Origin of the sequence: Paramagnetospirillum magnetotacticum MS-1 (assembly GCF_000829825.1) — a bacterium.
Classification (GTDB): domain Bacteria; phylum Pseudomonadota; class Alphaproteobacteria; order Rhodospirillales; family Magnetospirillaceae; genus Phaeospirillum; species Phaeospirillum magnetotacticum.
Genome location: NZ_JXSL01000033.1, coordinates 62,056 through 87,355 on the forward strand (window position 1 = coordinate 62,056; position 25,300 = coordinate 87,355).

At 63.8% G+C, this 25,300-nt stretch carries 33 protein-coding genes; 8 read left to right on the plus strand and 25 right to left on the minus strand.

The genetic code is table 11. From position 1 onward, the window contains the following. Position 1 precedes the first annotated feature (1 nt). Positions 2-1,222 carry a S49 family peptidase gene (locus CCC_RS19535; protein WP_041042759.1) on the minus strand — a complete coding sequence of 407 codons (1,221 nt, stop codon included), beginning with the start codon at positions 1,220-1,222 and terminating at the stop codon, positions 2-4. A gap of 50 nt (positions 1,223-1,272) precedes the next feature. Between CCC_RS19535 and CCC_RS19540 the strand changes: the two genes are divergently transcribed. Further along, entirely contained in the window at positions 1,273-1,554 is a 282-nt protein-coding gene (locus CCC_RS19540; RefSeq protein ID WP_009870318.1) for a type II toxin-antitoxin system RelE/ParE family toxin, read from the plus strand. A 10-nt stretch (positions 1,555-1,564) separates the two neighbouring features. Continuing rightward, entirely contained in the window at positions 1,565-1,858 is a 294-nt protein-coding gene (locus CCC_RS19545) for a HigA family addiction module antitoxin (RefSeq protein WP_041042761.1), read from the plus strand. Here the strand turns inward: CCC_RS19545 and CCC_RS19550 are convergent. Next, positions 1,840-3,297, minus strand: a complete 1,458-nt coding sequence (locus tag CCC_RS19550; protein WP_041042763.1) for a phage portal protein — start codon at positions 3,295-3,297, stop codon at positions 1,840-1,842. The two genes, CCC_RS19545 and CCC_RS19550, sit on opposite strands and share 19 nt — an antisense overlap. A gap of 2 nt (positions 3,298-3,299) precedes the next feature. After that, positions 3,300-3,509, minus strand: a complete 210-nt coding sequence (locus CCC_RS19555) for a hypothetical protein (RefSeq protein WP_009870320.1) — start codon at positions 3,507-3,509, stop codon at positions 3,300-3,302. A 118-nt stretch (positions 3,510-3,627) separates the two neighbouring features. Here CCC_RS19555 and CCC_RS19560 point away from each other — a divergent pair, with 118 nt between their 5' ends. Next, the gene (locus CCC_RS19560; protein ID WP_009870321.1) at positions 3,628-4,245 is read left to right on the plus strand and encodes a plasmid pRiA4b ORF-3 family protein; all 618 of its coding nucleotides are present in this window, start codon (positions 3,628-3,630) and stop codon (positions 4,243-4,245) included. On the opposite strand, the gene CCC_RS19565 is transcribed toward CCC_RS19560, so the two are convergent. After that, on the minus strand, positions 4,242-6,236 hold the full coding sequence (locus tag CCC_RS19565; protein ID WP_009870322.1) for a phage terminase large subunit family protein: 1,995 nt from the start codon (positions 6,234-6,236) through the stop codon (positions 4,242-4,244). The two genes, CCC_RS19560 and CCC_RS19565, sit on opposite strands and share 4 nt — an antisense overlap. Beyond that, on the minus strand, positions 6,184-6,717 hold the full coding sequence (locus CCC_RS19570; RefSeq protein WP_009870323.1) for a hypothetical protein: 534 nt from the start codon (positions 6,715-6,717) through the stop codon (positions 6,184-6,186). Before CCC_RS19570 ends, CCC_RS19565 begins: the two co-directional genes overlap by 53 nt. A gap of 100 nt (positions 6,718-6,817) precedes the next feature. Here CCC_RS19570 and CCC_RS19575 point away from each other — a divergent pair, with 100 nt between their 5' ends. Beyond that, positions 6,818-7,327, plus strand: a complete 510-nt coding sequence (locus CCC_RS19575) for a DUF3489 domain-containing protein (protein WP_041042765.1) — start codon at positions 6,818-6,820, stop codon at positions 7,325-7,327. A 176-nt stretch (positions 7,328-7,503) separates the two neighbouring features. Here CCC_RS19575 and CCC_RS19585 read toward each other — a convergent pair whose 3' ends face one another. The 20 genes from CCC_RS19585 to CCC_RS19680 form a co-directional block, all read right to left on the minus strand. After that, positions 7,504-7,767, minus strand: a complete 264-nt coding sequence (locus tag CCC_RS19585; protein WP_009870325.1) for an HU family DNA-binding protein — start codon at positions 7,765-7,767, stop codon at positions 7,504-7,506. Between the two features lie 59 nt (positions 7,768-7,826). Beyond that, positions 7,827-8,036, minus strand: a complete 210-nt coding sequence (locus CCC_RS19590; protein ID WP_041042769.1) for a DUF7220 family protein — start codon at positions 8,034-8,036, stop codon at positions 7,827-7,829. Beyond that, positions 8,033-9,289, minus strand: a complete 1,257-nt coding sequence (locus CCC_RS19595; RefSeq protein WP_041042771.1) for a site-specific DNA-methyltransferase — start codon at positions 9,287-9,289, stop codon at positions 8,033-8,035. Before CCC_RS19595 ends, CCC_RS19590 begins: the two co-directional genes overlap by 4 nt. 256 nt (positions 9,290-9,545) lie before the next feature. Continuing rightward, positions 9,546-10,010, minus strand: a complete 465-nt coding sequence (locus CCC_RS19600) for a DUF6362 family protein (RefSeq protein ID WP_009870327.1) — start codon at positions 10,008-10,010, stop codon at positions 9,546-9,548. Continuing rightward, positions 10,003-10,200 carry a hypothetical protein gene (locus CCC_RS19605; RefSeq protein WP_009870328.1) on the minus strand — a complete coding sequence of 66 codons (198 nt, stop codon included), beginning with the start codon at positions 10,198-10,200 and terminating at the stop codon, positions 10,003-10,005. Before CCC_RS19605 ends, CCC_RS19600 begins: the two co-directional genes overlap by 8 nt. Then, a complete protein-coding gene (locus tag CCC_RS19610; protein ID WP_041042822.1) occupies positions 10,197-10,655 on the minus strand; it encodes a crossover junction endodeoxyribonuclease RuvC in 459 nt (152 codons plus the stop codon). Before CCC_RS19610 ends, CCC_RS19605 begins: the two co-directional genes overlap by 4 nt. A gap of 150 nt (positions 10,656-10,805) precedes the next feature. Next, positions 10,806-13,196 (minus strand): phage/plasmid primase, P4 family, encoded by a 2,391-nt coding sequence (locus CCC_RS21390; protein ID WP_009870330.1) that lies wholly within the window; start codon positions 13,194-13,196, stop codon positions 10,806-10,808. Further along, positions 13,157-13,915: a PD-(D/E)XK nuclease family protein gene (locus CCC_RS19620; RefSeq protein WP_009870331.1), complete on the minus strand. Its 759-nt coding sequence runs from the start codon at positions 13,913-13,915 to the stop codon at positions 13,157-13,159. The genes CCC_RS21390 and CCC_RS19620 overlap by 40 nt, the downstream gene beginning before the upstream one ends. After that, complete coding sequence (locus CCC_RS19625; RefSeq protein ID WP_009870332.1) at positions 13,915-14,121, minus strand: DUF6511 domain-containing protein; 207 nt, start codon at positions 14,119-14,121, stop codon at positions 13,915-13,917. Before CCC_RS19625 ends, CCC_RS19620 begins: the two co-directional genes overlap by 1 nt. Positions 14,122-14,319: 198 nt before the next feature. Then, entirely contained in the window at positions 14,320-15,999 is a 1,680-nt protein-coding gene (locus CCC_RS19630; protein WP_009870333.1) for a DEAD/DEAH box helicase, read from the minus strand. 11 nt (positions 16,000-16,010) lie between these two features. Beyond that, on the minus strand, positions 16,011-16,592 hold the full coding sequence (locus CCC_RS19635; protein ID WP_009870334.1) for a hypothetical protein: 582 nt from the start codon (positions 16,590-16,592) through the stop codon (positions 16,011-16,013). Positions 16,593-16,610: 18 nt separating this feature from the next. After that, positions 16,611-17,546, minus strand: coding sequence for an ATP-binding protein (locus tag CCC_RS19640; RefSeq protein ID WP_009870335.1), 936 nt, complete (start codon positions 17,544-17,546; stop codon positions 16,611-16,613). After that, complete coding sequence (locus CCC_RS19645; protein WP_052473382.1) at positions 17,546-17,836, minus strand: hypothetical protein; 291 nt, start codon at positions 17,834-17,836, stop codon at positions 17,546-17,548. The genes CCC_RS19640 and CCC_RS19645 overlap by 1 nt, the downstream gene beginning before the upstream one ends. 140 nt (positions 17,837-17,976) lie before the next feature. Continuing rightward, entirely contained in the window at positions 17,977-18,180 is a 204-nt protein-coding gene (locus CCC_RS19650; protein ID WP_009870337.1) for a hypothetical protein, read from the minus strand. Positions 18,181-18,269: 89 nt separating this feature from the next. Beyond that, a complete protein-coding gene (locus CCC_RS19655) occupies positions 18,270-19,019 on the minus strand; it encodes a sigma-70 RNA polymerase sigma factor region 4 domain-containing protein (protein WP_009870338.1) in 750 nt (249 codons plus the stop codon). A gap of 96 nt (positions 19,020-19,115) precedes the next feature. After that, a complete protein-coding gene (locus CCC_RS19660; protein ID WP_009870339.1) occupies positions 19,116-19,331 on the minus strand; it encodes a hypothetical protein in 216 nt (71 codons plus the stop codon). Positions 19,332-19,429: 98 nt separating this feature from the next. Continuing rightward, on the minus strand, positions 19,430-20,560 hold the full coding sequence (locus CCC_RS19665) for a hypothetical protein (RefSeq protein WP_009870340.1): 1,131 nt from the start codon (positions 20,558-20,560) through the stop codon (positions 19,430-19,432). Further along, positions 20,526-21,707, minus strand: coding sequence for a hypothetical protein (locus CCC_RS19670; RefSeq protein ID WP_009870341.1), 1,182 nt, complete (start codon positions 21,705-21,707; stop codon positions 20,526-20,528). The genes CCC_RS19665 and CCC_RS19670 overlap by 35 nt, the downstream gene beginning before the upstream one ends. A 42-nt stretch (positions 21,708-21,749) precedes the next feature. Beyond that, positions 21,750-22,439 (minus strand): ImmA/IrrE family metallo-endopeptidase, encoded by a 690-nt coding sequence (locus tag CCC_RS19675; RefSeq protein WP_041042773.1) that lies wholly within the window; start codon positions 22,437-22,439, stop codon positions 21,750-21,752. Beyond that, positions 22,439-22,786 carry a helix-turn-helix domain-containing protein gene (locus CCC_RS19680; RefSeq protein ID WP_041042775.1) on the minus strand — a complete coding sequence of 116 codons (348 nt, stop codon included), beginning with the start codon at positions 22,784-22,786 and terminating at the stop codon, positions 22,439-22,441. The genes CCC_RS19675 and CCC_RS19680 overlap by 1 nt, the downstream gene beginning before the upstream one ends. Before the next feature lie 126 nt (positions 22,787-22,912). Between CCC_RS19680 and CCC_RS19685 the strand changes: the two genes are divergently transcribed. The 4 genes from CCC_RS19685 to CCC_RS19700 are packed head-to-tail and all read left to right on the plus strand — an operon-like array spanning position 22,913 to position 25,291. Beyond that, positions 22,913-23,116 carry a hypothetical protein gene (locus CCC_RS19685; RefSeq protein ID WP_041042776.1) on the plus strand — a complete coding sequence of 68 codons (204 nt, stop codon included), beginning with the start codon at positions 22,913-22,915 and terminating at the stop codon, positions 23,114-23,116. Then, the gene (locus CCC_RS19690) at positions 23,113-23,562 is read left to right on the plus strand and encodes a DUF2924 domain-containing protein (RefSeq protein WP_041042777.1); all 450 of its coding nucleotides are present in this window, start codon (positions 23,113-23,115) and stop codon (positions 23,560-23,562) included. The genes CCC_RS19685 and CCC_RS19690 overlap by 4 nt, the downstream gene beginning before the upstream one ends. Continuing rightward, positions 23,559-24,899: a recombinase family protein gene (locus CCC_RS19695; protein WP_009869093.1), complete on the plus strand. Its 1,341-nt coding sequence runs from the start codon at positions 23,559-23,561 to the stop codon at positions 24,897-24,899. The genes CCC_RS19690 and CCC_RS19695 overlap by 4 nt, the downstream gene beginning before the upstream one ends. Continuing rightward, a complete protein-coding gene (locus tag CCC_RS19700) occupies positions 24,896-25,291 on the plus strand; it encodes a hypothetical protein (RefSeq protein ID WP_009869092.1) in 396 nt (131 codons plus the stop codon). Before CCC_RS19695 ends, CCC_RS19700 begins: the two co-directional genes overlap by 4 nt. Positions 25,292-25,300 lie beyond the last annotated feature (9 nt).

Sequence of the window (25,300 nt, forward strand, 5' to 3'; positions counted from 1 at the left end):
GTCATTCTCCGTGACGGGAGGCGGCTTCACGGGCGCGCCGGACGATGGGGCTCTCAGTGACAGGCTTGGCCGCAGGAACAGATGCCGCCACCACCACATCGGCGGCATCCGCGCGGGCAGCCAGTTGTTCCAGCACCGATCGGCGAAGCGCCTCGGGCTTGATGCCCTTGGCCAGGGCGTCCGTGGCGTCGATGGTCACACCCAGGCGGGCCGCTTGGGCGGCGATGGTGCTGATCTCGGAATATTCGGCGCGCAGGCGCTGCTCGATGTCAGCTGTGGGCTCGGCGACGGGCTGCTGTGCTGCAGCTATGACGGGGATGTCCCCCGTTTGCTCGGACATGATGAACTCCTTGGACTTGGACAAGACGGGGAAACGGGTGGAGTTGCGGGCCAGGGTGGCTCCGAGATCGGCCAATGCGACACGCAGGGTGCCGACCTTGTCGGCCAGGCCCATGGCAACCGCCTGATCACCGCGATAGACATTGGCCTCAGTGGCGCGGATAGCGTCGGGGGCCTTCTTACGGCACTTGGCCACCAGGTCGATGAAGCGAGTGTAGAGGGCATCGACATCGGCCTGCAGCGTGGCGCGAGCCGTATCCGACAGGGGCTGATGGGAATTGCCATCGACTTTGGCGGCACCGGCGTGGATGAAGCTCCAGGTCAGTCCGGCCTGGGAATCGGCACCGGATTCGTCCAGATGGACCGCGACCACGCCGACGGAACCAACCTCACCGGTCTGGGTGACGTAGAAGCGATCCGCGACACATCCGATGGCATAGGCCGCTGATAAAGCCGCCTCATCGGCCACGGCCCAGATGGGCTTGCCGCATTGGCTGCGGATCACCTGGATCTGGTCGACCAGATCGAACAAGCCGCCGACCTCGCCGCCAGGAGAATCGATGTCCAGCAGAATGGCCCGTACATTGGGGTCGGTGGCCGCAGCCTCGATGTCTTCACCGATGTCGGAATACGAGCTGAGGCCGCTGGCCGCGCCCAGATAGCTGGATCGGTTCACCAAGGAGCCCATCACCGGAATGATGGCAATGCCGTCGGGGGTCACCTGGGTATCGGGTGCCTCGATTGGATCTTCATCGCCCATTGGAAAGGCCATGCGCCCGGCCAGCCGAGGTGCCAATACGCCCAGGATCACGTCCAATTTGGCGCGGGCGATCATCAGTGGCGTCCCGTAGAGACGGGCCGCCACATGGGGAAGGTCTGTCATCTTGAGTGCTATCGCCTTGCGTTAGCTAACGGCATTCGTTAGCATTGGGTATGATCAAGTCGTTCAAGAATCTGGCGGCTGAAGCCGCGTGGCAGCGACGGTTCGTCAAAGGCGTGCCGAATGACATCCTGAAGGTCGCCAACCGCAAGCTGACGCAGATCCACAACGCCAGGGATCTGAGTGATTTGAGGGCACCGCCCGGCAACCGGTTGGAAGCCTTATCTGGTGACCGCCAAGGCCAGCACAGCGTTCGGATCAATGACCAGTGGCGGGTCTGTTTCGAATGGCGTGACGGCGATGCCTACGATGTCGAGATTGTGGATTACCATTGAGGAGACCGTCATGGCGGACTTTGCCCCCACCCATCCTGGCGAGGTACTGCGCGAGGATTTCCTGAAGCCCTTGGGCATGAGCCAGTATGCCCTGGCCAAGGCAATCGGCGTGCCGCAGATGCGGATCAGCGACATCATCAATGGTCGTCGTGGGATCACCCCAGACTCAGCTCTGCGGCTGGCCCGTTACTTTGGAACCTCCGCAGAATTTTGGATTGGGATGCAGGCCACGTTTGATCTTGAGACCGCGCGGGACCAGATCGGCGCTGAAATCGATAGCCAGGTTCATCCGAGAGCAGCCTGATTCTCACCCTGGGTAGCCGGCATGGGCGGCGGGCTGCCAAACACCAGTCCCAGAGACTTTTCTCGGGCCTTGTCGGCAGCGATTTCTGCATCCACCTGTTCGGCGTCGAAACCGCGCTCGGCCAGGGCCTGAGTGCGGCTCTTGAGGCCAGCGTCGATCTGCTCAATCTCGGCCCGGGCGTCCTTCATGGGATCAACCCAATCCCACTTGGGCGGCAGCCAGGAACAGGCTTGAGCGATGGCTCGGCTCTTCTCGTAGCCGGGAATGACCAGGGCGCTCGACATGACGGCCATATCCATCCACCGCTGCCAGACGGCCCGGCATAGCTGGTGAACCATGACAGCATGCTGCCAGGCTTCGATCCTGCGACGGAATTCCAGCAACGCGAGGCGCGAGTTGGAGTAGTTGGCCTTCAGCATGTCGTTGGACAAATAGGCGTAGGGCACACCCAGCGCAGCCGAGATCTGCAGCAAGGTTCGATACTGGAAGGCCTCGTAAGAGCCACCCACATCGGCCGGTGCCGAGGTCTGGATCTGCTCGCCCGGTTCCAGCATGACCACTTGGCCGGGCTGGACATCCATCAGCCGATCGCCAGAGCCATTGTCCTCAGCGATATCGAAGGGCTCGCCCGGCGACGGCGTGGTGACGAACAGCGCGTACATGGCCGCCACCTTCTTGCGGTCCAGTTCAGCGTCGTCGTACTGATCAAGCAGGAACAGTTTCACGATCGCCGGGGCGAAGCGCGACACGCCTCGCAACTGGCCGGCGTCGACCGGATCGATCACATGGATGATGTCTTCCGCCGGCACCCGGGTCAGTTCACCGGCCATGCCGGGATCGGTCAGATCGCCGGGGTGACGACGCAGGAACCAGTAGGCCACTCGCCGGCCGATGGCGTCGAACTCGATACCCTGGCGGATGACATTGCCGCCGGGCAGGTCCTCGTTGCGGTTCAGCGGCAGCATTTCGGACGGCAGCATCTGAAGCTGCAGCGGCACCGCCAGCCCATCCTCAGGTCGGCGGGGGCGAAAGCGGAAGAACACCTCGCCCGCGATAAACACCTCCCTGGCAGCCCGACGCTGCTGGCCATAGAAGTCTGTCAGACCCTCGGCGTCACTGTCATCGGTCCAGGCCAGCCAGAGTTTCTGGACGGCGGCTTTTTGCTTGGGATCTCCAATCAGCGAGGACGGCTTGATGCCAGCGCCGACCACATTGCCGGCCCAGCTCTCGATGGCATTGGCGGCATAGCCGTTGTTGCGGACCAGATAGCGGGCCCGCGCGGTAATGTCCGGCCCGGCCGCCGCGATCAGGGTATTGAGATGGGCGCGGGTTGCCTGAAAGCTCTTGAGGCGGCGATTGCCCTGGCCGGCCTCGAACCCGCCGCCAAACCACGAGCCACCGATCCAGGCACCGAGCCTCCGACGAACGCTGCCCAGCATGGTCACAGCCCCTTGCTGGCGACGGTCAGCACCCTGCGACGAGGCGCTCGGTTCTCGGCCTGGGCGATGCGACGGTCGAGGTCGTTGAGGACCTTGTCGGCCTGGGTCAGGTCGTAATGGACAGAGCGATCCCCAACCGTAACCCTACTGACCAGCGCGTTGCGCCGAGCCAGCACCCGTTCGCGCTCGGCTTTCAGTTCGTCGATGGTCATGGATCATCCCCGCGAGCAGCAAGGCTGCGCATTTCAGAGAATATTTGATGTGCGCGATTGATGCCGGCACGGGTCGCCGGATACCGTATGGCAACGAAAGAATTCAAAGAGGCGCCACATGATCGAACCGATCGCCCGGATCCGGATCGAACTTCAAGACATCGAGCCCAAAATCTGGCGCCGGGTGGATGTCCCTTTATCGACCAGCTTGATGGGTCTGCACGACATCATCCAAGTGGCCATGGGCTGGCAGGACGAGCACCTGTTTGATTTCCGGGTTGGGGACAAGATTTACAGCGAGCCCTATCCCGACGACGACATGTACGAGCGCAAGACCTACAACGCCAAAAGCATACGCCTCAAGACGCTGGTCGAGCGCGGTGTGGGGCAGTTCCTCTACACCTACGATTTCGGTGACAACTGGCAGCACGACATCGTCATTGAAGGCGTGCGAGACGGCGAGGCCGAGATCGACTACCCCGTATTCGTCGATGGCGCCAGGCGGTGTCCCCCCGATGATGTTGGAGGGGCTCCCGGCTTCATGGACTTTCTCGAAGCGATGCTCAATCCCACCCATGAGGAACATCGCCGGATGATCGAATGGTACGGGAAGTCCTTTGACCCCCTAGACATCAACGAGGCCCATGTCCGGCGGGTCCTGTCCTGGTTTGCCGACCGGCGCCGTGGGCCGTTAGCCAGCCATCGCAATGGCCGCCGCAAGAAGGCGATCAATTAACCCATATAGCTGGATTGGAACACCCGCCGAGGGCGGCTATTGGCCCGCCGGATATGTCCGGCTTCCGGTTCATCAGTGGCCATGGCGTCCTTATCTGCCGCGGCGGCGATCTGGGCCTCCAGATCCAGCCATTTGGAATCCGGCCAGCGATCAGCACCGACGATCCAGGCGGCAGCGCGGGCATAGACCCGGCAATCCAGCGCCTCATTGCGCTCGCGCATCTTTTGCCATTCGAGCTTGGTGAAGCCGCGGCGGGTCTTCACCGTCACCAACTGCTCGGCCACGAATTGCTTGCACCACTCGGAATCCGCCCACGATGGCAGATGTACCGTTCCGGCCGGGTAATGGACTCCCTCGGCGAGGTCCTCATCGGTCGGCCTTTCCAGCCTAAGGAAGCGGTAGGTCTCGGACTTGAAGGTGGACACCGCCACCGTCCACAGCCTGGCGCCGCGGCGGATTTTCTTGCCGCCCTCGGTGGCGTCCACGAAGGTTGGCCCCGACACCGGACTTGAGCGATTGAAGCCTTCGGCTCCCTTGATGGCGGAGACCTGGGTGATGCCGATCTTGCGGCTCCAGGTATAGACCGCCGAGGTTTCATAGCCGGTGTCGATGGCCAACCGCGCGATGCGCAAGGCGGCCCCATTGGCGTGCTTCCAGGTCTTTGCCAGGACGGATTCCAGACTTGCCCAAGTCTCGGCCTTCTCCGGGCCACCGTCGATGACGATGTGGTCGACCAGCCAGCTTTCCAGCCCACGGCCCCAGGCCCAGACATCGATCTCGATGCGGTCCTTCTGGACGTCAGCACCAGCAGTCAGGAACAGCCCGCCTGCGGGGACGGTGCCATTGGCCCAGGTCTCGCGGCGCTCATACAGACGCTGCCAATCGGGAGCCTCGCCAGTCTCGACCCAGGTTTCGCCCAGAACGGTGTTGCGAAACACCCTGAGTGCATCATCGGACCCCTGGGCTGCCTCCCACATGCGGGCGATGGTTTCCCAGGATTGCCAGCCGGGTGGCGAATAAAGCGCCGAGATGTGGAAGCCGACCGTGCCGGGATCCGCAGCCTCGGTGGTGCTGCGCCATTCTCCGGCCGCCAGCATGGTGGCCTTGGCGGGTTCAAAGATCGGCTTCTCACAGTCCTCACAGAGGTAATGGACGCTGGCCGGTTGGCCTTTCTCCCATTTGAGCCGTTCGAACTTCAGCCACTGCATGGCCTCACAATGGGGGCATGGCACGAAGAAGCGACGTTGGTCGCTGGTCTCGTATTCCCGCTCGATCCGGGACAGGCCCCTGATGGTCGGGGTCGATACCAGAAATGCCTTGGCTCGGTGGGCAAAGGTGGCCATGCGGGCACAGGCCAGCGCCACCGGATCACCTTCCTCATCGGCCGAAGCCGGATAGGCATCCACCTCGTCGAGGAACAGGTAGCGAGCCGGCATGGAGCGCAGGCCCACCGCGCTGTTGGCGCCGGTCATCACCAGTACGCCGCCGGGGAAATCCTTGGACAGCATGGTATTGCCGGCGTCGCGCGACCGGGCCGGTTTGACCAGATTGCGAAGCGCCGGGCTTTCGTCGATCAGGGTGTCGATACGTTGGCGCGAGTTGCGCTTGGCCATCTCCACAGTGGGCTGGACCGCCAGGACCGGGCCGGGGGCGTGGTGGATGATGAAGCCGAGGAAGTTGTTGCCGGCCTCGGTGGCTCCCACCTGGGCGCCCTTCATGAACACCACTCGCCGACAGGGATGGGACGGCGACAGGCAATCCATGATCTCGCGCAGGTAGGGCGTCCGACTGGTGCGATAGCGGCCAGGCTCCGCCGAGGCCCGGCTGGACAAGATTCTGTGCCGATCCGACCATTCTGAAACGGTCATCGCCGGATCGGGCCGCAGGCCGTCGCTCCAGGCGGTCAGGAGTTCCTCGGCCCCGTCGAAGCTGATCAGGTCACCGGAATTCAGGCCGGATGTCGGAGAGTTCGGCGAGATGGGCTCGGACATGGGCTTCCAACAGCGTCTGCATGGTGTGGGGCTCGATGCCCGCCTCCACCGCCATCTGTGCGGCCACCCGCGCCGGCCAGGTCACCCAGGAATCCCTTTCCTGACGGGCCAATTTGAACACCAGGGCCAGGGCCTTGGAGCGATCGACCACCTCATCTTTGAGTTTGGCAACCTGGATCCTGGCGCGCTGGGCCTTGGCCACCTCGTGCATGGTGCGCGCCTGGGTGAAACTGGCCGCGGGCGGCGTGTCGTTCACCTTGGGCGGTGCAGTATCCAGCTTCTTGGTGGCGGGTGATGTCGGGGGCCTTGGGGCCTGAGGCCGCTTGGCCGGATCGGTCTGAGCATCCCAGGCCGCATCGGCCTTGATGGGGTCAATGGTGCCGTCGGCTTCCTGCGGGATCCGGCCGGAACGGGCGGCCTTCATCACCGCCACATGGCTCACGCCGCGATGGCGCGCATAAGCGCGAACCGATAAGCCCATGATCGAAAGCCTGCCAAATACGCAATGAAATCATCTGGTTATTGAGTTGATGGTGTGGGCGCCGAGAGCGATGGATGGGTCACCAACCAAGGAGACCATCATGACCCAGCTTTCCGACACTCAAGCCGTTATCCTGTCTGCCGCCTGCGCCCGCGAGGGCGGATTGGTTCTGCCTCTCACCACCTCCCTGACCGGTGGCGCCGTCAGCACGGTGCTCAGCAGCCTGCTCAAGAAGGGATTGATTGAACCCACTGTCGCTGAGGGCGGGGCGCCGATTTGGCAGGAGGGCGAAGACGGCACTCCCCTGACCCTTCGAGCCACCCCGGCGGCCTATGCCGCGCTCGGGATCGAAACCGAGATAATCGAGGCGGCGGCGCCCACTTCCCCTCGTCGCCGCCGTGACGGCAGCAAGCAGGAGATGCTGATTTCCATGCTGAAGCGCCCCGAGGGAGCCAGCATCGACGAGATCTGCGACGGATTTGGCTGGCAGCCCCATACGGTGCGGGGCGCCATTGCCGGGGCGCTGAAAAAGAAGCTGGGCCTCAATGTGATCAGTGAGAAGGTCGAGGGGCGCGGTCGGGTCTACCGGCTCGATGAACCGGCGGAGTGACGTCGCTCGACTTCAGAAAGGATCATCAAAGCTTGATCGAGGGCCGGCATGTCGCTGGCCCTCGATGCGCGTTCCACATGGTTCCGAGCAATATCCAGCGCGGAGGGACCATGGGCGTGGATCAATTCATCGGCCGCGCGGGACACTGCGTGAGGATCGACGGCCATTGGATCTCCCTATTTCTTTAGGGCCGAGGAGGCCTTGAACTTGATGGTCGAGGAGGCCTTGATCTCGATGGTCTTGCCAGTCCTGGGGTTGCGGCCCTGGCGAGCGGGGCGCTCCGACTTGGAGAAGGTGCCAAAGCCGATCAGGCCGAACCGGCCTTCCGTCTTCACGCCGTCCAGAATAGTGGCGATCACGGCATCAACGGCCTCATCGGCCTGAGCGACGGTGCAGCCCGTGGCGGTGCGGATGGCTTTGGAAATCGCGGTCTTGCTCATGTTGTTTTCCTTCCCGGACAAGAATCCCGGAAGAAGACTAAGGGCATAATGCAGACTTGTCACCGGAAGCGTTCAAAGGCCCGCCTCAACAAGTAGCTCCGGATCAGGGAAACCAACGTGAATACCGCGCCGATGGCGAGGTCATCGGCCAAAGTGACGTGGATGCCGAATGCCGGGAAAACCACGCTCTGGGTCGCAACGGCAATGCCATAGCCCACACCAACATTGGCGAAGGATTCCACCAGTGACATGCGGCGGGATTGGCTCATGGCTTGCGCTCGGACGTAAGGTCCTCAAAGCTCCGACCGTCGCCCTCCAGGATGGCTTTCTGTCCGGTCAGTTTCTGCCAGCGCCCGATCACCACATCCACATAGGCCGGGTTCAGTTCCATGGCGAAGCACACCCGGCCCGTGGTTTCGGCGGCGATCACCGTGGTGCCGCTGCCGGTAAACGGCTCATAGACCGCATCGCCCTCGGCGCTGTTGTTGAGTATGGGCCGGCGCATACATTCCACCGGCTTCTGGGTGCCGTGAACAGTGGCCTCGTCCTCGTCACCACCCGAGCCGATAGCCCAGACGGTGGCCTGATCCCGGGCACCTTGCCAATGGCCGGTGCCATTCTTGCGCACGGCATAAATGCAAGGCTCGTGCTGCCAATGGTAGTCGCCGCGTCCCAGCACGAAGCGGGGCTTCGACCAGATGATCTGGGCCCGCACCTTGAAGTCGTTGGCCTCCAGGCTGTCGGCCACGGTCTTGGCATAGATGGCCGCATGCCAGACATAGGCGACCTCGCCGGGAAACAAGGCCCAAGCCTCGCTCCAGTCGGCGCGGTCATCATTGGCAACCTTGCCGGTACGAGTGGTGGACGAAACGCCAGCCTGGTTGCGCCAGGACGGATCGTATTCCACGCCATACGGCGGATCGGTCACCATCAGGTGGGGCTTGGCTCCCACCAGCAAGCGATCAACGTCGGTGGCGACCGTTGAATCACCGCAGAGCAGACGATGCTTGCCCAGGACCCACAGGTCACCAGGCCGGGAAACCGGCTGTTCTGGCGTTTCAGGGATTTCGTCCTCGGCAGCGTTGTCGCCCTGGCCCTCGTCATCGAGGGGCGCCATCAGGTCTTCGAGTTCCTGGTCCGAGAATCCCGTCAGAGCCAGATCGAACCCATCCTCGTTGAGGGCATGGAGTTCAGCAGCCAGAGCCTCGTCGTCCCAACCGGCATTCAGAGCCAGCTTGTTGTCGGCGATGATGTAGGCCCGGCGCTGCGCTTCGGTCAGATGATCGATCAGCAGGACCGGCACCGTGTCCAGTCCGAGGGTCTTGGCTGCGGCCAATCGGCCATGGCCCGCGATGATGTTGCCCTGGCTGTCGGCGAGGACCGGATTGGTCCACCCGAATTCGACGATGCTGGCGGCGATCTGGGCGACCTGGCCGTCCGAATGGGTCCGGGAATTGCGGCCATAGGGGCGCAGGCGATCGAGCGGCCAGTGCTCGACGGCATCGGGCAATTGATGGGGCATAGGGCGGTAACCGGCTGGGGCTGGTAACTGGGGGCGGTTACCGAGGCTGATTGCATGGTCCCAGAAGCACGAAAGGCGCGCTGGCTTTGGCCTTGCGCGCCTCAGGTGGGGCTTTCCGGTAACCGGGGTGGTAACTCAGTTTTCGGGGCTGTCGCTAGCGATCTGGAGCGCCTTGCCCGCCCGCATAGGTTGCGGGCCAGGGAGGACCCGCTTGATCTCTGTGGCCGGAGGGAGGGCGTCGCCTTCAATCCCCAGGCTATGGGCTGACCCTACCACTTTTGGCCCGATTTGTTGCATCCCATGATGTTGCAACAGTGTTGCACGGACTTCTGCCGCTTTGCTGGGTGTTGAGCCGGGCGGCGATGGTGACCAGGGCATAGGTCCAGCGCCGCCAGGCGGTGGTGCGGTCGCAGCCGAATTCATGGGCGATGGCCTTCCAGGGCCGACCGCAGGCGCGGTGCCAGACCAGTCGGCTCTCTTCGATCTCCAGCCAGCGTAACCAGCCGAGGGTGACATCCATCTGGTCGATGGCCTTGGCGGAAGGCGGGCCGGGACGGGCCTGGACCTCGTCCCGGCCGAATGCATCCCAATAGTCCCGGACGATTTCCGGCCAAGCGGTGACGTAGCCCTGGACTTTGACCCGAGGCAGACGGCGAAGCGTCTCTGCGGCTTCCTCCAGGTAGACCGCCACCATCTTCGGCGCCCAATGAAGATCATCCATGCGAGTTCTCCTCCGTCGGGCGTCGCCCATAAAGTTTTGCTCCCAACTGCCGCACCAGTTCCCGCTCGGGCCAGGTGAGGCGATCGTCGTCTTCGGCAATGACCAGGACGCCACGTTCCTGCCAGCCATCCCGCTTGACCTGCTCGGGGTCGCGGCGGGTGCCGCCATAGCCGGGCGGGTGCCACCTCATCGGACACCTCCCTGGGTGTCGATCAGCCAGGTCAGGATGGCCAAGGCGTCGGCCTCGTTGTCGTCTTCAGGGTTGAAGCCTTTGGCCCGCATGGCGGCGATGACCGCGTCCTTGCCAGCATTGCCCTTGCCAGTGGCGTGACGCTTGATGGTGCCGACTGGCACGCCCTGATAGGGGATGTCGTTCAGTTCGCACCAAGCCGAGAGGTGAGCCAGGAATCCGCCATAGAGATGGGCCGCGTCGGTGCCGGCGTGGCGACGGACCTCTTCGAAGCAGACCGAGCCGATCTCCTTGGCGCTGTTGAGCAGATGGTCGAGCCAGGAGCGGAACCGCAGATAGCGCATGCCGCCGCCTTCATAGCGACTGGGCCGGAACTGCATGGTGCCGGAAACGAGGGTGCCGTCGGCCAGGAGCATGGCCCAGCCGGTGGTGCTGCCCAGGTCGAGGGCCAACACCGCGGATTTGCTGGTGGTGACGGATGTGTCGGGTTCTCCCTTATAACCCGTACACGCGTGCGCGCACGCCCGCGTAACGTAGATATAGGAGGGATCCGTCACATCCGTCACCACATTGATTTCATTGCATTCTTTCTTTGAGTGCATGACCTACAACTCCATACCATCGGAGGCATCAGCCCCTTCGCAAAGCCGGACCCCCCGGAAATGTCGGGCCGTCTTGCTGCGCCACTGTTCCAGCCCCCGATTCACCAGGTTCTCCGCGAATCGCTTGATGGAGCCGGTGAACTCGCCGTTCGCCTCGGTCCAGTTCTTCCAATCGCCAAACAGCGCCGAGGTGGTTTCGCTGAAGCTGTTCCCGCGCTCGCAGCGCTCATCCAGCCAGCGGCCGAAGGCATCCTCGGACTCGAAGTATTCATCGGTGGCGGCCATCACTGCTGCCGGGGGGCGCAGGCCAGTGCGTTGCCACGCCAAGCAGCCTTCAACGGCCCAGGCGAGAATGCCGTCGCGCTCGGCCAGGAGGCGGTCGGACAATTGCTTGTCGCGCTTGGCAGGAGGGATTGTGATGGTAAAGGGCACCATGTGCAGGCGCCGCCGCATGGCCTCATCCACATTGCGGATGGCGGGCTTGTGGTTGCCTGCGACCAGCAGCTTGAACTGCGGGATGAACTCGAAGAAATCCTGGCGCATGAAGCGGGCGGTGATCTTGTCGCCGCCGGTCAGCGCCTTGAGCTTGCTCTCGGCCCAGCGACGACCCTGCTCCGTCTCGATGGAAGTCACGATGCGGGCACCCCGCAGTCCGGCCATGTCGGTCGGATGCCGCTCTGACGTGGTCGCCATGAACATGTCCATGGCGGCGACGGTGGCGTAGTCACCCAGGATGGCCGTCAGGGTGTTGGCGAAGACCGACTTGCCGTTGGCGCCGGTCCCGTAGAGGAAGAACAGCGCATGCTCGCTGGTGACGCCGGTGAGGCAGTAGCCGGCGACACGCTGGAGGTAATCCTGCAGATCCTTGTCGCCGCCGGTGACGGTGGCTACGAACTGCCGCCAGATCGGACAATCGCCCTGGGGTGTCGCCATGGTGATCTTGGTCATGGCCAAGGCGCGGTTATGCGGTTGGATCTGGCCGGAATGCAGATCGACCACGCCTCCGGGGGTGTTCAACAGCCAGGGATCGCGATCCCACACCTCGGTGGTGGCGGCATGGCTGCGATCCGCCCGTGCCAGGCGCTCGACGGCAGCGACCGTCGATGCGGACGACAACTTGGATCTCAACTTGGCGGAACGGGCGGCGGAAGCGGCATCACGGCAGATGAGCCTGGCCATGTCGTAAGCCAACAGGGTGCTTTCGCGCTCCCAACGACATCCGGTCCAGAGCAACCATTGACCCCAGCCGGCGACGAAGCGCCAATCCTCGGCATGGGCCTGGGTGAAGGCGGCAGCCAGGGCATCTTCCGTGAAGGCGACGGGCTCGGCGTCTTCGTCATCCTCGTCCGCGTCGGCAGGATCAGCTCCGTCATGGGCGGCGCCGTGCCGCTGATCACGCTCCCACAGACGTTCGGCTTCGCGTTGCAGCCGATCCACCGGCCAGGGCGGATCGATCCGGGCCTCGTTGTAGGCGACGATCTCATCCCAGGCATCTGCCGGGGTGATATGCCCCTCGCGGCAACGCCGGATCCAATAGCCCATCACCCGCGACAGCGCGTCGAACCGAGTGGTGCCATCCATGCCGCCTTCACGGATCTGCTGGCTGAACAGGTCGGTGACCGAGCCGCGGGCAGTGCCGGCGTCATTGAAGTCGAGCCACGAGGAGCCTTCGCCATCCAAGGGAGGCATGGCCAGAACGGCCTCCACCAACTCGCCCAGGTCGCGCTCGATCGGACCGGTGGACAAGATTTCGACCAGGCGCCTACAGCCGTTTTTGGCGTGGATGGTGCCTGCGACCCGGATGGGCTGATGGGCTGAACGGAAAGAGGGGTCACCGCCGACCTTGGTGGCGATGATGTGACGGACCCGGCAGACTGTGGTGATGTCGTCGCCTTCAGCCGGTTCAGTCAGGCGCCAATAGAGGTGGAGCTTGCGCTGGCCTTCCGGCGTGACGCCGCCTGAGGCCACTTCCATGGTGGCCGGGCCGATATGGCGGATCAGGTGGTCGCGCTTGGCGGCGATGTCCCCGTGATCCAGGTCGACCAGGACCACCTGGGTCTGGACCACATCCTCGGACTTGGCCGAGCCGGGCTTGGCTACGGTGCCGGGGACCACATAGATGGCCATGTCGCCATGGGCCGCCCAATTGGCTTGGCGGATCAGATTGGCTGCGAGGTCATCGTCGGCTTCCAGGAAGGGGGTATGCGAGGGCTGGGCCTCATCGGTGCCCTTTTCCGGCAACGCCCGCACCGGCACCCAGCCGTCACAATAACCGAACAGCACCTCGGCATAGGCCGTGATCATGGCGGGATCGGGCTCGGTGCCGTCCACGATGGAAACCGGGGTCTGCGCGGTCATGCCCAGCACCTCGTTTTCCAGGGGCAGAACCGGCACTCGAAGTAGTCGGGATCGGAGCTCATGCGCGGCAGCAATTCGCCGGCATCGGTCGCCTGCAGGATGCGTACCGCTCGGTCACTGATACGCTGGGCCAGTTCCCCGTCGAAGGACACCAGTTCGTGGTGCAATTCGGCGGTGTCCTTGTTGATGGCCGTGAACAGCGCCGGGTTGGCGGAGATACCGGGGACCGTGCCTTCCATGTAGGCCTGGTACAGAGCGATCTGCGCCGCGTAGACCGGCTTGGAGACGGTGACACCCTTGGCCACCGTTTCGCGCCAGTTCTTCGCGTTCATCGTCTTGCATTCCCACAAGGCGGGATAGCCCATCCCGGGTATGACCGGGCCGTCGGCCAGAATGCCGTCCACATGGCCGCGGACCTGGCCACCAGCGACAGAGAAGCCGAACTGCTCGCCGTCGGGCCGGTTGCCCTTGCGAGTGTAGATGTCGAAGCCGGCCCGCCGCAGCCAGCGGATCGCGACATCTTCCAGGGCATGGCCGATGGCGAAGATGCGAAGTGTCTGGCCGTTGAAATCGGCACCGGAATCCTTGGGCGCGCCCGCGAATTCGAACTGCAATGCCCGCTCGCAGGAATGTCCCAGACGGGAGCCGCCGAGATAGGCACGCGGCGGTGTCGCATCCCGGTCGGCAATCAGTCCGGAATCGATCAGGGCATTGATGCGTTCGGCAATGCTGGGCTGGTGATTGAAATCCAACATCAGAACGGTATCTCCCTGCTGTCGGACGCGGCGGTGGCGCGCATGGCGTCCTGAAATCCCTCGACGGCGGCCTCGATCAGGCTCAGCACTTGAGCCTCGGAGAGGTCGGCCAGGCGCTTGTCCCAGCCGATTTCGTCCATCAATTCGGCAACCAGCTTCATGGCGGCGCGGATCGCGGCCTGTTCCTGCTCGGTGAGGTCAACCATGGCCGGAGATCTCCGCGCCAATCGTGACCAAAAGCCCTGGCAGGCTTTGGAGCAGAACCAGACCGAGGGCCGAGGCCGCTTCGATCGCACCGGGTCTCGCCAGCCAAATCCATGAGCAGGCTGCCGGCAGACCGCACACAGCACTCCACGCGGGTGCCATTGGCGCAGGCGGGAAGTGGCTGACATGGGCGCCATCCATCACGCCGCCCTCGCCGACGTGTCGGTGCTGGCGTCGAACACCAAGGTGCGGATGGCCTGGCGATTAAACCGGAACGCCAGCAGCGCCGAGGCCTGATAGCGGGTCAGGCCGAGGTCCTGGCGGAATTCCACCGGCAACAACGCCAACTGCTTGTCGGTGGGGGGCTGGTTGAGCCACCGCCGCGACTTGTGGGCGCTTTCGTCGGTTTCGTTCTGGTTCAGCCAGTCATCGGCGGCAGCCAGGCAGACGGTCCGGTCGCCGATGGCCAACAGATGGGGCGTGCCCCTGGCGAGACCGCCAACGCCATACCAACGACCGTTGAGGAAGAAGACGCCACCCCAGGCATTGAAGCCACTGGCCACCAGCGCGGCATCGTCGCCAAACAGATCACACCACCGGAAACTGGAGCGCTTCAGCAGGTCGATCTCGGTCATCAGGAACTCGGTGACCGGGGTGCCAGGGTCGGAGGCGGCACGTTCCCAGACATGGCCGCAAAGCGGGCATTCGGTGACGCCGAGCGGCACCACGGCGCCGCATTCCGGGCATTCCTTGGTCGGGGCCTCGCCGTTGCCCTCGCTGCCGTTCAGGTCGATGTCCTGTTCCAGCGAGCCATGCATGATGCTCGACGTGCCGAAGTCCAAGACGATGCAGTCGGTCTTGATGACCCCGGGATGCTCCTCCGGATTGACGGTGCGCAAGCCCCGACCGACCATCTGGATCATGGTGCTCTTGTAGGAGCTGGGGCGGAGCAGCACCACGCAACTGGTGGGCGGGTGATCCCAGCCTTCGGTCAGCACCGCCACATTGATGACGACCTGGGCCTTGCCATCGGCATAGTCGGCCAGGGCGGCCTTGCGTTCACCATCGGGCATTTCGCCGGTGACCATGATGGTCCGGATGCCAGCGCTTTCGAAGGCGGCGGTGACGCCGCGGGCGTGTTCCACAGTGGAGCAGAACACCACGGTCTGGCGCTCGCCGGCCTTGGCCTGCCAATGACGGATGACCGCCTCGTTGACCGGCACGGTGTTCATCACCCGCGACACTTCGGCCATGTCGAAGTCATCTCCCGAGCAACTGACCTTGGCCAGATCCTCCTGGACACCGACATCGATAACGAAGGTCCGGGGCGGCACCAGATGACCAGCGGCGACCAATTCGCCGATCCGGATCTGGTCGGCGACGTTCGAGAAGATGGGCCGCAAGCCCTTGCGATCGCCCCGATTGGGGGTGGCCGTGACGCCATAGATCCGGCACATGGGATTGCAGTGCAGCGCCCGGTCGATGATCCGACGATAGCTGTCGGCCGCCGCATGATGGGCTTCATCGATTACCAGCAGGTCGATGATCGGCATGGTGTCCAGGTTGGCCTGGCGGGCCAAGGTCTGGACCATGGCGAAGGTGACTTGGCCGTCCCAGGACTTGGTCTTGGAATCCACCACCGAGGTGGTCAACAACGGGGCGACACGGCCGAACTTGGTCCGGTTCTGATCGGTCAATTCATCGCGGTGGGCAAGCACGCAGGCCTTGGCCTGGGTGCCGCCGATCACCTCGCTGGTGGTGGCCGACAGCATGATGGTCTTGCCGGCCCCGGTGGGGGCGACGCCCAGGGTGTTTTGGTGTTCGTCGAGCGCGCGGGCGCTACGCTCGACGAACAGCTTCTGACGGGGGCGCAGCAGCATGGCCGTTCCCCCTACTGGGCCCAGGAGGGACGATTGCCGGTATTGGCGATCGTCGCGCTGGTGGACTGCCCGGCGGGCTTGGGCGCCGAGCTGACGATCCCCATCAGGCCGGTGTATTCCTTGTGATCGGTCGTGATGGCGGCGCGGATCTCGTTCTTGTCGTCGCCATTGGTGTCCTTGCCGACATCAATCCGGGCCAGAAATTCCAGACCATCCAGATCGCCAATGCCGGTGATGCGCCGTGCCGACTGGGCCTGGGGGGAGGAATCCTTGTCGGACAGGCCATGGGCGGAGTTCAGCATGGCGCGCACCAGGGCGCGGCCCATATTGCCCCACTCGGGTCCCTTCGGGCTGTACAGGCCGATCAGGGTGAAGATCTTGCGCCGGGCATAGGGGCCTTCCAGCACGGTGAATTCACCGCTGATGTAGACCGAGCCGGTGGTCCCGCGGGTGGCATAGCCGCCGGTCCAGCCCTGGGTCGGGTCGTCGTAGCCGCCGGGGCGGATGGACAGCCGGACCTTGGCGATGGTGCCCTTGGGGATGATGTTGACGACCGGTTTGGCGTCGTTGAAGTCGTTCCAGGAATTAGCCATGACAGTGCGCTCCTCTCGTCAGGATTGGGCGTGTTCGGAATTGGTGGGGGCCGGGGCGGCAGCGTTGGGGCGGCCATACTCCAGGCGCTGGGCGGCAGGCGCGGCGGGGCCGCGGATCTTGTCCATCAAGCGGCCGAGATGCGGCTCTTCGATCAGGTCCAGGCGACCGCTGCGGTCCTTGGCCGGATAGCCCCAAGCGTTCAGGGTTTGGCAGATGAAGGCCCGGTGAAGCTGGCCGTCGTCGCCCTTCACGTCGGTCATGGTGATGACCTGATCGACGATGCCGGGGAGTTCCAGCCCGGTCTTGGCTCCGTCGATCTGGGGCACGAAGACCTTGCGGTTGAAGTCGTCCAGCTTCTCGTCCAGGACGCCCACGAAGACGATGTTCTTGCCGCGGGTGTGCTGGAGGTGCGTCAACCAGCCGATCATTTCGCGGCCGTGGAGCCCATAGGCGCCGCGGATGTCGGGCTTGCCGGTCTTGTCCGAGAAAGCATCCGGCTGACCGCGGCACCACTGGAAGCAGAGGCGGCCAGCGACGGTGATCGAGTCGATGAAGACCGTGTCGTAGCGATCCAGAACCTTGGGATCGCCGAACCGCTCGCAGACCGCATCGTAATGGGCCTGGCTGTAGGGCTGGTCGTCGCGCAGAGCCGGATTGGGGCCGCCGATGAAGACGGCAAAGTCGCGGCATTCAGGCCAGGTGCGCGGCCGGATGGTGTCACCCGGCCAGCCCTCAATGGCGAGGTCACCCGCCTCCAGATCCATGAACAGCGCCGTCGAATACGGCTGGCCATTGGCCAGGGTCGTGCTCGACAGCAGCGTCCACAACAGCGACGTCTTGCCGATGCCGGGCCTGCCGAAGATGCAGGCCTTGATGCCGCGGGGCTCCGCCAGCCGCTGGTCGGCGGTGATGATGCGGAAGCCCTGGTTGGGGGTGTTCGCGGTCTCGGACATTATTCCGCCTCCAAGTTCTGGATGGCGGCCTCGACCGCATTGGACACACCAATGGCGCCAGCGCAGCGGGCGTAGTCGTGCAGGCGGCGCAGACCGGAAACCTGGCGAATGAGAGCGGAAGAGGCCTTTTCCAGGACCTGGATGGCGAGGGCCACGTCATCGACGCTGGCGTCCTCGATGGCCTTGATCACCGAGGTGGTCTCGTCGCCGCTCGGGGGCACCTCGATGGTGTCCGGGATGGCGTCGAAGGACATCTTCTTGCGCAAGCGTTCGAGCAATTGAATAGACATTAGGGTGCTCCTTTTCGTCAGAGCCAGATTTCGTCGGTGATGCTGCTGCCGGGCCCTGACGCCGCTCTGGAGCCTGCGGTCGAGGTATTCGCCTTGATGGCTGTTCCATTCCCCCGAAGACCCGGCATGAAGTGCTGGGCTCAGTCGTCGCCCGTCGCTTCGCGGGGGCTGTTCGGCGTCTGGCCGGATTCGGTGGCGTAGATGGAATAGAGCGGAGTGCCGTCAGCAGCCGTACCGGCGCCTTCAATGCGGTAGTCCTCGCCAGGCTCGATCACCTGGTTCAGTTCCCAACGTCGGTACAGGCCGGGCAAACGGAGGAACTGGTTGTCCGAAGAGTCGTGCATTCCCAGGTTTCCCTTGGCTGCTGGCCGGACCATCCGGACCAATCGAAAGGAAAACGCGGTGCACCTGCGGGATTTGGGACAGGCCCGCATCAGATTTCTCCCAGCACGTCGCGAAGACGAGCAAGGGCGCGCTGGTAGCGCTTGCGGACGGCGTCATAGCCAAGGCCGAGGCGGTCAGCGACATCACGCTGGCCTTCGCCCATCATCACCACGGCGACAACGATGTCGGCGTCGGAGCCGATCAGATCTGTCAGGACACGGTGGACAAAGCTGGCCACTACGTCAGGGTCAGTCCCGGCAGGCAGGCCAAAGCACGAAGACTTGGATGCGGGAGAGCCGAATTCATCGGGATCGGGAAGTTCTTCATGTGTCGCGGCTTCCGCCCAGCGGCGACGGAGGCCGACACGGATATCGCGTTCGACATTGGCGATCAGGGTGGCCGCGACCCGTTTGATCCGGCTCAGATCCGCCCGCTGCATGCCCATGGCAAAGCGACCGGCGATCTCGGAGGCAAGTTCATTGGCGTCGTTGCGGAAGAATCGCCAGAGCCGCCGATAAAGATTGTCAAGCCCAGGCCAGAGCCCCAGCCACACCATGGCGGCGGCGACATCACGGTCACCTCGGCGTGTCTGCGCTGCCGCGACCAGGGTGGCCAGGATCTGATCCTTGTCGTCCGGGGCCCCATCGCGGCTATGGAGATAATCCAGCACCGCAGTGACATCGACGAAGCGGCCAAGAATGTGATGTTCCTGCCGTAGAACTTCGAACTGGGTGTGGGACGAATGAAGGGTAAGGGTCCGCTCGAAATCCGCGTGGATTTGCTGCCAGAGAGCGCGCACGAAATGCCTGCCTTACGGCCGGGCATCTCGTGCCTCCTGGTGGCCAGGTCAGGGCGTCGTGCGCCTCTCTGTGGGGGGCTTTGGGGTGGGGGCTGCCTATCGCCGCGTCGGCACGGCCGCCGTGGGCGGGGACGACAGCGCGGCCGGATTGGGCAGTTCGTTCAGGGTGCGGCAGCCCCGGCAGACGCCGGTGGCGGGGAATCCGACCAGGAATTCATGGCCACGTGCGAAGCGCAGGTGCAGGCGCCCGTCACGCAGGATGCCGAGCAATTTGCCGCAGCGGCTGCACCGCCATTCCGTTTCCTTGTCCATCTTGATCTCCCGTGGTGTTGGTCACGGAAGGCAGGATGAATTGGTGGTCTGTACGGGGAGCGGATGAGGTCTGTATGGAGGCTGTATCGCCGCCGAGTTCAGTCTTCCGGCAGAAAGACGAAGGCGAAGGAGACGTCGCCGTCCGGGGCGAAGCTGTAGACGGCATGCCCCTCGTCGGTCCGGATGCTCGGAAATATCCGCCAGGATGACCGGCCGGTCTTGATGTCGAAGATGGCTCGAGCGCGCTGGAAGATCTGCTTGCTGGACACCAAATCCGGCCCTTCTGTGGTTGCGTCGAAATGCCCGCGCTTGGTCAGGGCTGCACGAATGGACTGGAAGCTGGAGAGCGCCACGTCGCGTACGATGGTTCCGCCCTTCCTCACCACCGTCCGGTTGGTCTGGTCGGCAAAGACGTCGTAGTGGCTGGCAGCGCCTCGAAGATCGTCGAGTTGGCGCTGATGAAGATCCAGCCAGCCTGGCGGTTGGCCCGCTTCCCTGACCAACGCCCGCGCGACGATCTGTCCGGCTGCCAGATGCGGCCCCGCCGGACTGCGCCCGCCGATGCCGCCGAAGTAGCGGATTGGATCAACTGCGGTGGTCAGTCCTTTATCGGCCAGACCAACGACATCGGACAACACCAGCACCGTAACGCCGCGATCCGCCAATCGCTGGACGGTATCATCGGGCAGAAAGCGCTCGGTCGGCACTAGCACGGCATAATCACCATCCGCCTGCCGGGACTGGAGGGCATCAAGCGCCTCGGCATAACCCGGCGCCCTGGTGCGGGTCATGAAGAAGATGGGATAGCGGAGGCCGGGCTCGGGAATGAAGGTGCCTATCCGGAATGTGTCGCCCATTCCCGATACCGCTTCCACCTTGGGGTGAACACTCAAGGCGGTGGCTAGTGAACGGCACAGCCGCGCCGGATCGACCGCCAGCAGCGCGACATCCTCGGCGGTCAGGGCGATGGGCCGGCAGTCGGCCGGCACATTGCCGCACAGGGCAAGATACCCGCCACTCTCGGCGGGATGGACGGTGCGCGGGCAGTCCGCACCACCTGGCCGAGGGCACGGATAGGTGTCCGCGACCCGACGAAGAGCGAGAATGCCGGCCCGTTCGAGACCATCCGCCAGTTCGGCACCGAGAACCGTCTCCCGCAGGTGACGGCGTGGCCCGCCGAGCGGGAAGTTGGTTTCAAGCCGATCCCAGAACCGGCCCAGATCCAGCATGTCTCACCTGCGTCACCATGAAACCGTTGGCTTGAAGGAATGCCTCGGCAACCGAGCCGTCACGGTCGCGGTCGTATTCGGCCACGTTGGGGGGCCTCACCTCCAGCTTGCGCGCCCTGCCGCCCTGGGAATACTTGATATTGAAGCAGGCGCGGACCAGCGAGCCGCTGTGGATGTCAACCGCTCCGCCATCGGCGATGATCCCGAGAAGATCGCGCGCCTTTAGGATCTGCATCATCCGCTGGTCGTCGTCGCGGGCGATCCACAGCTCGCTAAGGCAGATGTTATCCATCCCCTCGACTATCGCCAGCGTGCCGCCGCTGGTGCGCAGCGCCTCCAGCGAATAGGGCTGGCCTTCCGGGAAGTAGTCGGGATCGCTGAACATCACTTGGCCGAACGCGCGGCAATAGGCGCCACGCTCCGCCGCCGTCTGGGCGTTGATCTTCAGGATGCCCGTCCGGGTGTCGTAGATGACCATATCGTGCTTCTGCGGCCTGTAGGCCACCCGCGACCGCTGGTGGCGCTTGGTCAGCGACCCCTCGGTGCGGAACGGCCGGCCGTGGGTGACCTGGAAGCGGATTTCGTCTTCATCCGGATAGACATAGATTTCGCAGACTGGACTGCGTTTGCGGGCGTCGAACCAGGGGGAGAGCGTCTGCTCAAGTTCGGCCACTTTGGCTCTGGCAGCAGCGAGAGAGAACCGACGGTCATCCCGCGATTGGTGTTCGTGGAACTTCTTGACCTTCTGGCAGGCCGTCCGCTCGTGGCAGACCCGGAGGATCCTGGGGTGCCGGAAAAAGACGGCGATGGCGAAATCGCCGGGCGGCAGATCGTCGTCAAGGCCGCTCAGATCTGTGCCGGTGCGCTCGGCCTCGTCGAGAATGTCGTCGTGGCCGGTTTCGTCGGCCATGTCGTCGAGCATGTAGAGAACTTCCAGCAGTTCGGCCGGCATCTCCTCATCCGGTTGGGTGAAGACCTGCATCAGCCGGAGATCGCTGTCGTCATCCTCGCCAAGCTTCGTCACGTCGATGCCATTCCGCGCGAAATACTCGGCATGGCCAGCCAGCAGCGGCGCCAGAAAGCGCTGCTTGTCTACCGACTGGAGGAAGGCGAGGCTGCTGAAATTCCTGAAACGAAGCTGCGGCATGAATTGCCCCCTGACCGACCGTGAACCCGATGGACCCAAACCCTAGAATGCGTTCATCTGCACCGCCGCGGCATCCTCGGCCAGATGCAGGTCGAGCAGGCGGTAGCACATGGCCTCGTTGGAAACGTTGGAGAAGCCGCCCTCGCCGATGACCTCGTCGGCCAGCGAGCGTAGGCGGGGATCAAGGATCCCCGCCTTCCTGGAGGCATCCAGACCATCCCAGACGGCTGGCTTGCCGTCGCAGATTTCGAGCGCGGTGCCCCGAACGGCCAAGGCCGGCATCAGCAGCCGGGCAGCGAACTGATCCGCCTGCCACTCGGCCGGAGCCTTGCTCTCTCTGGCCCGGCACACCATGGTCGGTGCCGCGTCGGCCGCCGCTGGGAATAGCGACAGCGTCATCTTTTCCATTTCCAGCAGCGGACGGTGAAGCTGCCAGTGGCCGATCTCGTGGGCCACGGTGAAGGCGAAACGGCCCTCCTTGCCCTCCAGCGACTGGTCGATGCAAACTTTGCGCGTCTCGAACCATGTTGCCCCGAGGACGTCGGGCATGCCGAGCAGCGACTTCAGATCGGCGATCTCCAACACCAGCCCGAGATAGCCCTCGACGATTTCATCCACATCGATGGGCGGCTTCGCCGGCTCATTGCGCCATTTCCCGTAACTGCGCAGTAGTTCAGAGACGGCATGGTCGATCTCGGAGGATCGCAGAAAGGGAACCTTGATCTGGCGCATCAGTTGTCGTCCTTGGCCTTTTCCAGTAATTCCATCAGCTTCTCTACCGAGACGTTCTGCTCACGGGCTTGGCGCAGGAACTCCGGCATGCCCGGGCTGGCCTTCACGTAATCGGTCACTTCGCTCGATACCCGTCCCGCCGCCGCCATCAACTCGTCAAAGTTTTCCTGAAGGACCTCAGCCAACCGGCGGATAGCATCCTCCCCAGGAACTGCCTTCTCGGCGCCGGTCTCAACCCTCGACAGGAAGGTTGCTGACAGGCCAGCGCGTTTGGCTGTCTCCCGAAGCCCAAGCCCCAGTTCTGTCCGCTTGCGGCGGATACGAGTGCCGAAGCTCACCGTGTTCATTCCGTTACCCCATGTTGCCACTGTACCCTAAACCCTAAACGGTTGGGGCGTCAAGTGTCTGTCCCAATCGGCGAGCCTAAGGCGCGTTCTGACAATAGCTTAGGCCTCGAAGACGAGTTTGATTCCATGTCCCTCGCCCTCCATCCCGACTACATGACCGCCGCCGAACGCCTCGACGAAATCGCCGAGATTCTGGCGACCGGGGCCATGCGCATGATGGCGCGGAAGTCCACTCGTTTATCTGATGACGCCGGAGACTGTTCCGTCGACTTCACTGGCCACCAGAGCGTCCATGGGTCTGACCGCAAGTGCTGGAGACCCCGTAAATGACAACCGCAATTCTTACCCAGGTGGCCGAATTGCCCACCCTGCCGACGCCCAAGTTGAAGGCGATGTGGCGGGAGCTGAATGGCACAGAGCCGCCGCCCTACAACCGCATCTTCCTGGTCAAGCGACTGGCCTACCGGATTCAGGAACTGGCCTTCGGCGGATTATCGGTCCAGGCCGAACGCCGCCTCGACGATCTGGTCGATGAGCTGGACGGCAAGAAGAAGCCAAAGCCCAAGGACATGACCGCGCCGATCGTCGGCACCAAGCTGATCCGGGAATGGCAGGGAGTGATGCAGGACGTGACCACCCTGGCCGACGGCTTCGAATGGCAGGGCCGCCGCTACCAGAGCCTGTCGGCGGTGGCCCGCGCCATCACCGGCACGCGGTGGAATGGGCCGCTGTTCTTCGGCCTGCGCAAACACGGCAAGCTGGAGACTCACCGATGATCCCGCCCAAGCCTATCCGCAAGGTCCGCTGCGCCATCTATACCCGCAAGTCCTCGGAAGAGGGGCTGGAGATGGAATTCAACAGCCTCGACGCTCAGCGGGAATCCTGCGAGGCCTATATCACCAGCCAGAAGGCCGAAGGCTGGGTGCCGGTGCCCGACCACTACGACGATGGGGGCTTCTCCGGCGGTAATCTGGAGCGTCCCGCCTTGAAGCGCCTGCTGGCCGACATTGAGTCCGGGCTGATCGACGTGGTGGTGGTCTACAAGATCGACCGCCTGTCGCGCTCGCTGATGGATTTCTCCAAGCTGGTCGAGGTGTTCGACCGCAACGCCGTCACCTTCGTGTCGGTGACCCAATCGTTCAACACGACGACCAGCATGGGGCGCCTCACGCTCAACATCCTGCTGTCTTTCGCCCAGTTCGAGCGGGAAGTGATCGGCGAGCGCATCCGCGACAAATTCGCCGCGTCCCGGCGCAAGGGCATGTGGATGGGCGGCGTGCCGCCGCTCGGCTACGACGTGGTCGCTCGCAAGCTGGTAGTTAACCAGCCCGAGGCCGATCTGGTCCGCCATATCTTCGACCGTTTCCTCAAGGTCGGCTCCGCCACCCTGCTGGTCAAGGAACTCAACGCCGCCGGTCACCATACCAAGTCCTGGACCACCCAGGACGGCAAGCACCGCGACGGCGCGCCCATCACCAAGAACTTCCTCTACAAGCTGCTCGACAACCGGGTCTATCTCGGTGAGGCCGTCCACAAGGGCGAAGCCCATGCTGGCGAGCACCCCGCCATCATCGACCGCGCCACCTGGGACAAGGTGATGGCGGTGAAGACCGACAATGCGCCCAGGAAACGGGCCAATGCGGTTCGGTCCTCGACCCCGGCGCCGCTGAAGGGGCTGATCCACTGCGCCCATTGTGGCCGGGCTATGACGCCGAGCCATACCCGCAAGAAGGGGCGGCTGTACCGGTACTATACCTGCATGAAGGCGATCCATTCCGGCCACGAGTCCTGTCCGGTGCGCAGCATCGCCGCCGGTGAGATCGAGGCGGCGGTGATCGGGCAAGTTCGCGCCCTACTGCGTGCTCCCGAGATCCGCGCCAGGGCCGAACGGATGGCACCATCCATGTCCCCGGCCGATCTGCACGCCGCCCTCGATCGCTTCGAGGCACTCTGGGACGAGCTGTTCCCGGCCGAGCAGGCCCGCATCCTCCAGCTTCTGGTCGAGAAAGTGGCCATCGCCCCAGACGGCGCCGAAGTCCGCCTGCGCGCCGAGGGGCTGGCCAGCGTCATCGCCGACATCACCGCCCAATCCACCGACAGGAGCGCGGCATGACCACCAACATCCGGATCGACACCCTGACCGTCCGCGTGCCACTGACACTGCGGCGGTATGGCGGGCGAAAGCTGGTGATCGTGCCCGAGGGCGAGGGTGTGCCGGTGCGCGCCAAACCCACCCCCGACGATACCCTGCTGAAAGCGCTGGCCCGCGCCCATCGCTGGAAGCGCATGCTGGAATCCGGGCAGGTAGCATCCCTGAACGAATTGTCCGAAGCCGAGAAGATCAGCCCATCCTACATGACCCGAATCTACCGCCTGACCTTGCTGGCCCCCGACATCGTTGAGGCCATCCTCGATGGCCGCCAGCCTCGAACCCTACAATTGGCCGACTTGATGGATAACATTCCGGTGGAGTGGGAGCAGCAGCGGGAGATAATCTTTGCTTAGATTTCGTCC

Coding starts and splice junctions, on each gene's coding strand:
- CCC_RS19670 (WP_009870341.1), bottom strand. CDS start 21,707: ATGCCGCAGCTTCGTTTCAGGAATTTCAGCAGCCTCGCCTTCCTCCAG.
- CCC_RS19640 (WP_009870335.1), bottom strand. CDS start 17,546: ATGTCCGAGACCGCGAACACCCCCAACCAGGGCTTCCGCATCATCACC.
- CCC_RS19545 (WP_041042761.1), top strand. CDS start 1,565: ATGGCGGACTTTGCCCCCACCCATCCTGGCGAGGTACTGCGCGAGGAT.
- CCC_RS19550 (WP_041042763.1), bottom strand. CDS start 3,297: ATGCTGGGCAGCGTTCGTCGGAGGCTCGGTGCCTGGATCGGTGGCTCG.
- CCC_RS19695 (WP_009869093.1), top strand. CDS start 23,559: ATGATCCCGCCCAAGCCTATCCGCAAGGTCCGCTGCGCCATCTATACC.
- CCC_RS19620 (WP_009870331.1), bottom strand. CDS start 13,915: ATGTTGGATTTCAATCACCAGCCCAGCATTGCCGAACGCATCAATGCC.
- CCC_RS19560 (WP_009870321.1), top strand. CDS start 3,628: ATGATCGAACCGATCGCCCGGATCCGGATCGAACTTCAAGACATCGAG.
- CCC_RS19570 (WP_009870323.1), bottom strand. CDS start 6,717: ATGGGCTTATCGGTTCGCGCTTATGCGCGCCATCGCGGCGTGAGCCAT.
- CCC_RS19690 (WP_041042777.1), top strand. CDS start 23,113: ATGACAACCGCAATTCTTACCCAGGTGGCCGAATTGCCCACCCTGCCG.
- CCC_RS19675 (WP_041042773.1), bottom strand. CDS start 22,439: ATGCGCCAGATCAAGGTTCCCTTTCTGCGATCCTCCGAGATCGACCAT.
- CCC_RS19665 (WP_009870340.1), bottom strand. CDS start 20,560: ATGCTGGATCTGGGCCGGTTCTGGGATCGGCTTGAAACCAACTTCCCG.
- CCC_RS19660 (WP_009870339.1), bottom strand. CDS start 19,331: ATGGACAAGGAAACGGAATGGCGGTGCAGCCGCTGCGGCAAATTGCTC.
- CCC_RS19535 (WP_041042759.1), bottom strand. CDS start 1,222: ATGACAGACCTTCCCCATGTGGCGGCCCGTCTCTACGGGACGCCACTG.
- CCC_RS19685 (WP_041042776.1), top strand. CDS start 22,913: ATGTCCCTCGCCCTCCATCCCGACTACATGACCGCCGCCGAACGCCTC.
- CCC_RS19625 (WP_009870332.1), bottom strand. CDS start 14,121: ATGGTTGACCTCACCGAGCAGGAACAGGCCGCGATCCGCGCCGCCATG.
- CCC_RS19600 (WP_009870327.1), bottom strand. CDS start 10,010: ATGGATGATCTTCATTGGGCGCCGAAGATGGTGGCGGTCTACCTGGAG.
- CCC_RS19635 (WP_009870334.1), bottom strand. CDS start 16,592: ATGGCTAATTCCTGGAACGACTTCAACGACGCCAAACCGGTCGTCAAC.
- CCC_RS19565 (WP_009870322.1), bottom strand. CDS start 6,236: ATGTCCGAGCCCATCTCGCCGAACTCTCCGACATCCGGCCTGAATTCC.
- CCC_RS19585 (WP_009870325.1), bottom strand. CDS start 7,767: ATGAGCAAGACCGCGATTTCCAAAGCCATCCGCACCGCCACGGGCTGC.
- CCC_RS19540 (WP_009870318.1), top strand. CDS start 1,273: ATGATCAAGTCGTTCAAGAATCTGGCGGCTGAAGCCGCGTGGCAGCGA.
- CCC_RS19590 (WP_041042769.1), bottom strand. CDS start 8,036: ATGAGCCAATCCCGCCGCATGTCACTGGTGGAATCCTTCGCCAATGTT.
- CCC_RS19645 (WP_052473382.1), bottom strand. CDS start 17,836: ATGTCTATTCAATTGCTCGAACGCTTGCGCAAGAAGATGTCCTTCGAC.
- CCC_RS19605 (WP_009870328.1), bottom strand. CDS start 10,200: ATGAGGTGGCACCCGCCCGGCTATGGCGGCACCCGCCGCGACCCCGAG.
- CCC_RS19630 (WP_009870333.1), bottom strand. CDS start 15,999: ATGCTGCTGCGCCCCCGTCAGAAGCTGTTCGTCGAGCGTAGCGCCCGC.
- CCC_RS19555 (WP_009870320.1), bottom strand. CDS start 3,509: ATGACCATCGACGAACTGAAAGCCGAGCGCGAACGGGTGCTGGCTCGG.
- CCC_RS19595 (WP_041042771.1), bottom strand. CDS start 9,289: ATGCCCCATCAATTGCCCGATGCCGTCGAGCACTGGCCGCTCGATCGC.
- CCC_RS19575 (WP_041042765.1), top strand. CDS start 6,818: ATGACCCAGCTTTCCGACACTCAAGCCGTTATCCTGTCTGCCGCCTGC.
- CCC_RS19650 (WP_009870337.1), bottom strand. CDS start 18,180: ATGCACGACTCTTCGGACAACCAGTTCCTCCGTTTGCCCGGCCTGTAC.
- CCC_RS19680 (WP_041042775.1), bottom strand. CDS start 22,786: ATGAACACGGTGAGCTTCGGCACTCGTATCCGCCGCAAGCGGACAGAA.
- CCC_RS19700 (WP_009869092.1), top strand. CDS start 24,896: ATGACCACCAACATCCGGATCGACACCCTGACCGTCCGCGTGCCACTG.